Annotated in this window: 10 protein-coding genes; 4 read left to right on the top strand and 6 right to left on the bottom strand. The window is 71.2% G+C overall.

Annotation, left to right across the window (positions count from 1 at the left end):
• Positions 1 to 3: 3 nt before the first annotated feature.
• The 3 genes from QI554_RS19165 to QI554_RS19175 all read right to left on the bottom strand — a co-directional run bounded on the left by QI554_RS19165 (position 4) and on the right by QI554_RS19175 (position 3,949).
• Complete coding sequence (locus tag QI554_RS19165) at positions 4 to 783, bottom strand: tyrosine-protein phosphatase (protein ID WP_281471306.1); 780 nt, start codon at positions 781 to 783, stop codon at positions 4 to 6.
• Positions 784 to 933: 150 nt separating this feature from the next.
• The gene (gene glgX, locus QI554_RS19170; RefSeq protein WP_281471308.1) at positions 934 to 3,198 is read right to left on the bottom strand and encodes a glycogen debranching protein GlgX; all 2,265 of its coding nucleotides are present in this window, start codon (positions 3,196 to 3,198) and stop codon (positions 934 to 936) included.
• Between the two features lie 397 nt (positions 3,199 to 3,595).
• Positions 3,596 to 3,949 carry a hypothetical protein gene (locus QI554_RS19175; protein ID WP_281471310.1) on the bottom strand — a complete coding sequence of 118 codons (354 nt, stop codon included), beginning with the start codon at positions 3,947 to 3,949 and terminating at the stop codon, positions 3,596 to 3,598.
• A 443-nt stretch (positions 3,950 to 4,392) separates the two neighbouring features.
• Here QI554_RS19175 and QI554_RS19180 point away from each other — a divergent pair, with 443 nt between their 5' ends.
• The 3 genes from QI554_RS19180 (at position 4,393) to QI554_RS19190 (ending at position 7,294) form a co-directional block, all read left to right on the top strand.
• Positions 4,393 to 4,845, top strand: a complete 453-nt coding sequence (locus QI554_RS19180; protein WP_281471312.1) for an SDR family oxidoreductase — start codon at positions 4,393 to 4,395, stop codon at positions 4,843 to 4,845.
• 215 nt (positions 4,846 to 5,060) lie between these two features.
• Positions 5,061 to 6,362, top strand: a complete 1,302-nt coding sequence (locus QI554_RS19185) for a L,D-transpeptidase (RefSeq protein WP_281471313.1) — start codon at positions 5,061 to 5,063, stop codon at positions 6,360 to 6,362.
• Between the two features lie 164 nt (positions 6,363 to 6,526).
• On the top strand, positions 6,527 to 7,294 hold the full coding sequence (locus QI554_RS19190) for an enoyl-CoA hydratase/isomerase family protein (RefSeq protein WP_281471328.1): 768 nt from the start codon (positions 6,527 to 6,529) through the stop codon (positions 7,292 to 7,294).
• Positions 7,295 to 7,354: 60 nt separating this feature from the next.
• Here the strand turns inward: QI554_RS19190 and QI554_RS19195 are convergent, their stop codons facing one another.
• Together QI554_RS19195 and QI554_RS19200 are read right to left on the bottom strand one after the other, a co-directional pair.
• A complete protein-coding gene (locus QI554_RS19195) occupies positions 7,355 to 7,738 on the bottom strand; it encodes a type II toxin-antitoxin system death-on-curing family toxin (RefSeq protein WP_281471314.1) in 384 nt (127 codons plus the stop codon).
• The gene (locus QI554_RS19200; RefSeq protein ID WP_281471316.1) at positions 7,735 to 7,869 is read right to left on the bottom strand and encodes a hypothetical protein; all 135 of its coding nucleotides are present in this window, start codon (positions 7,867 to 7,869) and stop codon (positions 7,735 to 7,737) included. Before QI554_RS19200 ends, QI554_RS19195 begins: the two co-directional genes overlap by 4 nt.
• A gap of 349 nt (positions 7,870 to 8,218) precedes the next feature.
• Here QI554_RS19200 and QI554_RS19205 point away from each other — a divergent pair, with 349 nt between their 5' ends.
• Positions 8,219 to 8,725, top strand: a complete 507-nt coding sequence (locus tag QI554_RS19205; protein WP_281471318.1) for a hypothetical protein — start codon at positions 8,219 to 8,221, stop codon at positions 8,723 to 8,725.
• Positions 8,726 to 8,839: 114 nt separating this feature from the next.
• Here the strand turns inward: QI554_RS19205 and QI554_RS19210 are convergent.
• The coding region (locus QI554_RS19210) for a hypothetical protein (RefSeq protein ID WP_281471319.1) at positions 8,840 to 9,022 on the bottom strand (183 nt) is incomplete at its 5' end.

Here is a 9,022-nt window from a genome sequence, read left to right on the forward strand (position 1 = left end):
CGGTCATCCCTCCAGGAGGCGGGCGCGCAGCGCGTCGATCGCGGACTGGGGGACGCCCATGCCGTCGAGGACGTAGCGCTCGACCGAGCCGTACATCTCGTCGACGGTACGGAACGCGGTGTCGAGGTACTCCTGACGGACCGAGAACATCGGGCGCAGGTGCTCGGGGTCGAAGCCGCGCTCGGCGATCACCTCGAGGATGCGGCTGTTCTTGCCGTGCAGGTGCTTCGCGCTGTCGAGGTAGTCCTCGAGGATCGCGGCGCGCGGCACGCCGAGGAGGGTGAGGAGCACGGCCGACGTCCAGCCGGTGCGGTCCTTGCCCTGCGAGCAGTGGAACACCACGCCCCGCTCGGCCTCGGCCATGCGCGTGAAGACCGCGCGGTAGGCCTCGCGCGCGAGCTCGGTGGCGACGAAGCGCCGGTAGACCTCGCTCATCAGGTCGATGCCGGCCTGCCCGCCGAGGATCTCGCCCGCGCGCTTGGGGTCGGCGAAGACGTCGCCGAAGAGCTCGTTGTTGCCGTGCCCCATGACGTCGGCGACGAGCAGTTCGACGCCGTCGGGGAGCCGGTCGGGCTCGTTCTCGCGCTCGTGCTCGGAGCGCAGGTCGCAGACGAGGCCGATGCCGAGGCGTACGAGGGTGTCGGTGTCGGCGGCGTCCAGCTCGGCGAGGCCGTCGGAGCGGAAGACCAGCCCGGTGCGGACCTTGCGCCCATCGGCGGTCGCGTGGCCGCCCGCGTCGCGGAAGTTCGGCGCGGTGGTCAGGATCGGCGTGGGCGTGGTCATAAAGGTGGTACTCCGTTCAGGCGAAGAGCCGCGGGCGTTCCCTACCAGGGTGACACCCCGTTCCCGGGCGTGCCGCACGGCCCCTACGGCGCCGTATGCAACCCGGGCGGGGCGTCCGGCGGATGTGACGGACGCCACGGGACGGCCCGGTCAGGTGGGTGCCCAGATGGCGTGCTCGACGCGCAGGAGCATCGCGCTGCGCCCGGTCAGGGTGAGCGCGGTGCCGCCGGGCACCGGCTCGTTGAAGCGCGCCATGGGGTCGGTGTCGAGCGCGGTGTCGAGGACGATCTCGTACGAGTGCGCCCACGGCTCGCCGGGCAGCACGAACCGCATCGGCTGCGACGACGCGTGCAGGATCAGCAGGAAGCTGTCGTCGACGATGCGCTCGCCGCGCGGGCCGCGCTGCCGGATGTCGAGCCCGGAGACGTACATGCCGAGCGTCGCGGTGGGGGAGAACCAGTCGCGCTCGGTCATCTCGCGCCCGGTCGGGGTGAACCAGGCCAGGTCGCGCAGCCCGTCGGGGAACGACGGGCGGCCGGAGAAGAACGCGCGGCGGCACAGCACGGGGTGCGTGCGGCGCAGCCGGATCAGCCGGCTGGTCAGGTCGAGCAGCGGCTGCCACTGCGGGTCGTCGCGGGCCGACCAGTCGAGCCACGACAGCTCGTTGTCCTGGCAGTAGGCGTTGTTGTTGCCGCGCTGGGTGCGGCCCATCTCGTCGCCGGCGACCAGCATCGGCACGCCGGTGGACAGCAGGAGCGTGGTCATCATGTTGCGGAGTTGGCGGCGGCGCAGCAGGTTGACGGCGGTGTCGGTGGTCTCGCCCTCGTAGCCGCAGTTCCACGAGCGGTTGTCGTTGGTGCCGTCGCGGTTGTCCTCGCCGTTGGCCTCGTTGTGCTTGCGCTCGTACGAGACGAGGTCGCGCAGTGTGAAGCCGTCGTGCGCGGTGACGTAGTTGATGGACGCGTACGGGTGCCGGCCGTCCTGCTGGTAGAGGTCGGACGAGCCGGCCAGCCGGTAGGCGAGGTCGCGCACGTCGGGCCGGGCGCCGCGCCAGAAGTCGCGCACGGTGTCGCGGTACTTGTCGTTCCACTCGGTCCACAGCGGCGGGAACTCGCCGACCTGGTAGCCGCCCTCGCCGACGTCCCACGGCTCGGCGATGAGCTTGACGCGGGACAGCACCGGGTCCTGCCCGATGACGGTCAGGAACGAGGAGAGCTTGTCGACGTCGTGCATGGAGCGGGCGAGCGCGGCCGCGAGGTCGAACCGGAAGCCGTCCACGCCCATCTCGGTGACCCAGTAGCGCAGCGAGTCGGTGATGAGCTGGAGCACCTGCGGCTGCACGACGTTGAGCGTGTTCCCGCAGCCGGTGTAGTCGGTGTATCCGCTGCCGCCGTCGCGCAGCCGGTAGTAGCCGGCGTTGTCGATGCCGCGGAAGCACAGCGTGGGCCCGCCGGGGCCGCCTTCGCCGGTGTGGTTGTAGACGACGTCGAGGATGACCTCGATGCCGGCGTCGTGCAGCGCGTGCACCATGCGGCGGAACTCGTGCACCTGCCCGCCGCGGCCGCCCGACGACGAGTAGCCCGCGTGCGGCGCGAAGTAGCCGATCGAGTTGTAGCCCCAGTGGTTCGTGCCGCGGCGGCGCAGCAGGTGCTCCTCGGACACGAAGTGGTGGACGGGCAGCAGCTCGACGGCCGTCACGCCGAGCCGCACCAGGTGGTCGATCGCCGCGGGGTGCGCCAGCCCCGCGTACGTGCCGCGCAGGTGGTCGGGGATGCCGGGGTGCAGCGCGGTGAAGCCCTTCACGTGCAGTTCGTAGATGACCGTCTCGGCCCACGGGATCTTGGGGCGTCGGTCGTCCGACCAGTCGAAGTCGTCCTGCACGACGACCGACTTGGGCACGAAGGGGGCCGAGTCGCGCGGGTCGGCGACCGTGTCGTCGCCGCCGCGCACGTGGCCGTAGACGGCGTCGTCGAGGACGAACAGCCCGTCGATCGCGCGCGCGTACGGGTCGAGCAGCAGCTTGTTCGGGTTCCAGCGGGCGCCGCGCCACGGCTCCCACGGGCCGTGCACGCGGAAGCCGTACCGCTGGCCGGGGCCGATGCCGGGCAGGTAGCCGTGCCACACGTGGAAGGTCTGGTCGAGCAGCGGCAGCCGGGTCTCCTTCAGCGTGCCGTCCGGCCCGTCCTCGAACAGGCACAGGTCGACGGCCTCCGCGCCGCCGGCCCACAGGGCGAAGTTCGTGCCGGCGCCGTCGTAGCGCGCGCCGAGGGGCACGCGGCGGCCGGGCCAGGGGGGATCCGCGTAGCCGTTGGCGTACGCCGTGGGATGAGCCCGCCGCCCGGTGGGCGGGGCGGCGGCCGGGGTGGGCCGAAACCGGCCCAGGAGTCCCGCGACCGCATCGCGCCTCTGTGCCATGGCACCGCCTCCCGCTCTGGCCGTCGCGCGGAGTCACCCGGGACGCACGGCGCCCGGCTCTCTGGTGACAAGGGTTCCCGTTTGAAGTGCCCCCGAGTCACCCGCTGTTCACAACGTGGGACGGGGGCCTCCGGCAGGTGGGCCTTCCCCGCCGGACACCGGGCCGGACATGGGCCGGACACGGGGCTGAGAAAGGGGAGGCCCGGCGGTGCGGACACCGCCGGGCCGACGTGTTGCAAGGCGCGCGAGGCTCGTCACGCGGTCCCGGGCGACGCCGGGCGACACACTCGAGACGAACCGCCCTGTCGGGGAAGTCTGCCGGACTCGATACGGCAGGGCGGTCGGTCGGACGCGTCGGCCGGCACCGCCGGCGGGAACCGGCGGCGAGCGCCGTCGGCTAGAACCAGGGGAACCAGCCGCCCCAGACCCCCTGGTGCGACGCGCCGTTGTTGTTGTTGCCCTGCTGGATCACCACGACGCCGCCGTTGTCCTTCACCCCGGCGGTGTTGTTCTGGTTGCTGGCCCCGGAGCCGTTGGCGCTCTGCTGCGTGGCGTTGTAGTTGCCGTCGACACCGCCCCACACGTTGCCGCTGCCCGCGTTGCTCGTGGTCGACGTGGAGGTGGTCGTCGCGGTGGACGTGGACCCGTTGCCGGAATCCGCGCCGGTGTCCGCGACCGCCATGCCGGTGCCGAGGAACAGCAGGCCGGCCGCGAGCGGCGCGACGACGAGGGTGCCGAGAATGCGCTTCATGGTGGGTTCCTCCGAGGGCGACCCGGGACCGCTACTGGTGTGCGGTGCCCGGGAGTTGGCTTCGTGGTGCCGGAGGGACGGCCGTCCCCGTGCCGGCGTTGTCGACGTCGTGTGACCAATTTGTCGCAACCCGTGATCGGAAATCCAACCTTTGCGGTGGTCTTCGCTCGCGCGAGTGGACCCGAAGCCCGCCGCTCCGGCGGGGAGCCCCCGGCCGCGCGCCCTGCCCGACCCCTGCTCGGCGTCGGGAATCACGCGCACTGCCAGGGTCGATGGCTTTGTCGACAAGTAGTGAGGATGCGGAGGGGGTGACATTCACGGACGGCGGAGCGCACGCGCGTGCCTCAACTCGATGTGTGCGGCGCGCGGTCCGGCGGCGCGCGCTCCCATCCGCACGCGATCTTCACACGTCGGTACGTGTCGGTTCTTGTAGCGTGCGCGGCATGCCCGTCGTCGTCACCGGGGCCGGGACCCCGCTCGGCCGAGCCCTCGCCCTCGCCCTGGTCGAACGCGGCGTGCCGGACGTCCGCGCCGTCGTCCGCGACCCCGCCGCGGCCGCCGCACTGCGGGTCGCCGGCGTACGGGTGTCCGTCGGCGACCTGTCCGACCCGCTGCGGCTCGGCGCCGTCCTGGAGGACGCGCACACCGTCGTCCACCTCGACGCCGGGCCCGACGGCCGCGGCGGCCCGCTCGACACGTGGGAATGGCTGCTGGACGCGGCCGAGGACACCGGGCTGCGCCGCGTCGTCACCGCGCTCCCGGACGACGTCCCCGCGCCGGCTGCGGGCGGCTACGAGCTCGTCGTCGTGCGTACCGGAACGACCGGCCCCGGGCCCGAACACGACGTCGACCAGCGGGTCTTGGCCGCACTGCTGGAGGCCGACCGGCGCGCGTGAGCCGACTCACGGGGACCACCCGAACACATGCGCGCAAACCCGTGGAATCATTCGGTGTTCGGGACCGCCGGCACCCACCGTACGTCCCGGTTCGGCAACGACCGGGCGTCAGGCGAAACCGAAGGCGTGTTCGCAGCGTCTAACGGTCGTAGGCCGGCGACGCGTGAGCGGACCCGGCCGCCCCGGTCCACCCGTATGTGAAGGGAACCCCGCACATGTCCCGAGCACCGAAGCCGCGTATAGGCCGCCCCCCGGCGCGATGGCGCGCGCTCGTCGCGCTTCTCCTGGGTGCGCTGCTGTTCGCGACCGCGTGCAGCTCGGACGACGGGAAGAAGTCCAACAACGGCTCCAACGGCTTCGCCTCCGGCGGCAACTCCGGCCAGGCGGGCGGCGCGGACGCCGGCCAGCAGCCCGCCGGCTCGCCCTCGGCCCCGGCGCCCGCGGCCGCCGACAAGGCGCAGGTCACCGTCACCCCGGCCGACCAGGCCACCGGGGTCGACGTCACCGACGGCGTCGACGTCGCCGTCGGCGCCGACGACAAGCTCGACTCGGTGAAGGTCACCAACGCGAAGAACGAGCCGGTCGAGGGCAAGCTCGACGCGGACGGCAAGACCTGGAAGCCCAAGGTGCCGTTCACGTTCGGCTCCAAGTACACGGTGACCGCGGTCGCGTCCACCAAGTCCGGGCAGCAGACCACCTCCACGTCGTCGTTCACCACGGTGAGCAACGACAAGAAGATCACCGCGAGCTTCTACCCCGAGGACGGCGCCACGGTCGGTGTCGGGCAGCCGATATCGATCCGGTTCAACGCGCCCGTCAAGGACAAGGCCGCGGTCGAGAAGGCGCTCGTCGTCACCGCCACCCCGGCCGTCACCGGCTCGTGGCACTGGTTCGGCACGCAGCGCGTCGACTACCGGCCCAAGGACTACTGGGCGGTCAACACCAAGATCAAGGTCGACCTGAACCTGCGCGGCGTCGACGCCGGCAACGGCGCCAAGTTCGAGCAGTTCAAGTCGTTCAACGTCAAGATCAGCTCGACCAAGACGGTCAGCGTCGTCGACGTCAACACCAAGACGATGAAGGTCTACAAGAACGACCAGCTGGTCAAGACCATCGCCGTCACCACCGGCGAGGTGCCCAAGTACGCCACCTGGGGCGGCAAGATGGTCGTCCAGGAGAAGTACCAGCAGACCCGCATGAACTCGCAGACCGTCGGCCTCGGCAGCGAGTACGACATACCCGACGTGAAGAAGGCCGTCCGGATCACCAACTCCGGCACCTTCGTCCACGCCAACACGTGGGCCCTCCCGAGCGTCTTCGGCAACCAGAACACCAGCCACGGCTGCATCAGCATGCCGCTGGAGAACGCCTCCTGGTTCTTCGACAACGCCGCCAACCCCGGCGACATCGTCGAGGTCGTCAACGCCAAGGACAAGAACGTCGCCGGCGACAACGGCTACGGCGACTGGAACCTGAGCTGGGACGCCTGGGTCGCCGGCAGCGCGGCCAAGGGCTGACGGCCTCCGCCGCCTGAGGGATCCCGGGGCGGGGTCGGGCACGCTACGGCGGCCCGGCCCCGCCCCTGTGCGTGCCGGGCCGTAAAGTCGGCTCCGGCAGGCAACCGCCGCAGCCGTGCTGAGCCGTGACCGTGTGAGATGAGGAGCCAGACGTGGGCGAGTTCGTGAACCTGGAGGTGGCCGACGGGATCGGCACCATCCGGCTGGCCAGGCCGCCGATGAACGCCTTGAACGTCCAGCTGCAGGAAGAACTGCGGGCCGTCGCGCAGGAGGCCGGCGAGCGCGCCGACGTCCGCGCCGTCGTCATCTACGGCGGCGAGAAGGTCTTCGCGGCCGGCGCGGACATCAAGGAGATGGAGGCCATGGCGTACACCGACATGGTCGACCGCGGCATCGCCCTCCAGTCCGCCTTCACCGCCGTCGCCCGCATCCCCAAGCCGGTCATCGCCGCCATCACCGGCTACGCGCTCGGCGGCGGCTGCGAGCTGGCGCTGTGCGCCGACTTCCGGGTCTGCGGCGAGAACGCCAAGCTCGGCCAGCCCGAGATCCTGCTCGGCATCATCCCCGGCGCCGGCGGCTCGCAGCGCCTCCCGCGCCTGATCGGCCCCGCCAAGGCCAAGGACCTCATCTACTCCGGTCGCTTCGTCGACGCCGCCGAGGCCCACACGATCGGCCTCGTCGACCGCGTCGTCGCCCCGGAAGAGGTCTACGACGCCGCCCTCGCCTGGGCCGCCCAGTTCGCCAACGGCCCCGCCTACGCGCTCCGCGCCGCCAAGGAAGCCATCGACCGCGGCCTCGAGACCGACCTCGACACCGGCCTCGAAATCGAACGCATGCAGTTCACCGGCCTGTTCGCCACCGAGGACCGCGCCATCGGCATGAAGAGCTTCGTCGAGAGCGGCCCCGGCAAGGCCAAGTTCGTCGGCCGCTAGGCACACGCGCAAAGGCCGCCACCCCGAGGTCTCCTCCGAGTGGCGGCCTTCGCCGTACCGTCACGCCACCGCATACAGCCCGCGCAGCTGCACGGCGATCTCCGGCACCTCGTCCAGCACACCGGTCGTCACCGCGATGACGAACTCCTCGGCACGGTCGACGTCGACCGGCACCGCGGGGACGCCGTTCAGCGCGAGCAGAACCCGGGCGGCGACCCACGCGGTGCGCTTGTTCCCGTCCACCAGCGGGTGCACACGCGCGACCGAATGCATGAGCGCGGCGGCCTTGGACCACAGATCCGGGTACGCGTCCTCGCCGAAGACCGTCGTAGCCGGCCGCGCACTTGCACTCGCTATCGCCCCCGCGTCCCGCACCTGCGGAACACCCCCGAACGCCGCCTCGGCCACGACCAGCAACTCGTCGGCGGAAATCAGCGCGCTCACTTGAGCCGATCCAACAGCTCACGGTCCTGCTCGGCGATCTCCTCCGCCAGCTTGCGGACGAGAGCAGCACGCTCGACCTCCGCCCCATCCGACGGCGACTCCTGCTCCTGCGGCTCGGACTGCTCAGTCATAACCCAGACGCTAAAACGAGCCCCCCACAAACCGCACCCGGATAACGCCCGACTCATCGCCTCCTCGTGCGGGAGCAGACCGTCGGACATGCTTAGGGCTTGGAAGGGGTGAGGCCGCGTCGGGGCCGGCCTGCCGGGCGGTGCCGTTGTCGAAGATGTGCGCGATCGACGCTGTCTTCGCCTGCGTTTCATGGTGTTCGCGCTCCGCCTGAACGGTTCCTTTGGTGCGGAGCCGGTGGGACCCTGCTGGCGGGGGGTGCGGCGTATGCGTCGTCTTCGGGTACTCATCGTCATGGCTGCGGTGGCGGTCGCCGGCATGTCTTGTACCGCCAAGGGCCCGGATCGGGGCGTGGGCACGCCGTCGGCCGCACCCACCGGGTTCGCGGTGTCCGCGCCACCCACCGCGGACGGGACGTCCGCGGCGCGGCCCGGGCTCCCGTCCGTCGAGTGCTCCCGGTCAATCTTCTGGCGGGACGGGCTCGACAGCCCGGACGACGTCGTCGTGCTCGACACCGTCGCCCTGTGGCTGGGCGGGGCGGAGCCCCTGCAATTCGACGGCGGCCCCTACCCCGGGGCCGACGGGCGGACCTACGCCAAGACCGGGCTGGTGGTCAAGGCGGGGAAGGGCGCCGAGTTGAGCGTGCCGGGCGACGCACCGGAACGGCCCGCGATCGGGTGGGGAGGCATGGACCAGCCGGCCCCGGTCGTCACCGTACCCGCCTGCCCCGCGGACAAGACGTGGATCGTCTACGCGGGCGGGTTCTACGCCGACCGGCCTATGTGCGTGCCACTCACGGTCCGAGCCGACGGCAGAGAAGCCGTCGTTCGTGTCCCGATCGGGACACCCTGCACCTGACTCCAGTTGGTCTCACGCGGTAAAGCCGCCCTGTGGAGTTGCCGGGGCCCTGCGTGCGATGCTCTGCGCTCGTGCCATGCGACGGGGCAGGCTGAGCAGTTCGGGGCCGGCCGACTAACGGGGGTACGACATGCAGCCATTGAGGTCGCCGAAAGCCCCAATGATGCTCGCGCTGTTTCCCGTGCCGTTGAGTGTGTTCCGGAAAGCCGGACGCGCGATGGTGTTCGTTTTGCGCGCGCCGACCTCGTCGGCGCGCGCAATGTCAAACCCCAAAGGCGTTGTCGTTGTGCGGGGCGG

The organism is Yinghuangia seranimata, from assembly GCF_029953285.1.
GTDB lineage: Bacteria > Actinomycetota > Actinomycetes > Streptomycetales > Streptomycetaceae > Yinghuangia > Yinghuangia seranimata.

What these genes read in the sequence shown, in the direction of transcription:
- QI554_RS19165 (WP_281471306.1), bottom strand. Translation starts at nt 783, where the DNA reads ATGACCACGCCCACGCCGATCCTGACCACCGCGCCGAACTTCCGCGAC.
- glgX (WP_281471308.1), bottom strand. Translation starts at nt 3,198, where the DNA reads ATGGCACAGAGGCGCGATGCGGTCGCGGGACTCCTGGGCCGGTTTCGG.
- QI554_RS19175 (WP_281471310.1), bottom strand. Translation starts at nt 3,949, where the DNA reads ATGAAGCGCATTCTCGGCACCCTCGTCGTCGCGCCGCTCGCGGCCGGC.
- QI554_RS19180 (WP_281471312.1), top strand. Translation starts at nt 4,393, where the DNA reads ATGCCCGTCGTCGTCACCGGGGCCGGGACCCCGCTCGGCCGAGCCCTC.
- QI554_RS19185 (WP_281471313.1), top strand. Translation starts at nt 5,061, where the DNA reads ATGTCCCGAGCACCGAAGCCGCGTATAGGCCGCCCCCCGGCGCGATGG.
- QI554_RS19200 (WP_281471316.1), bottom strand. Translation starts at nt 7,869, where the DNA reads ATGACTGAGCAGTCCGAGCCGCAGGAGCAGGAGTCGCCGTCGGATGGG.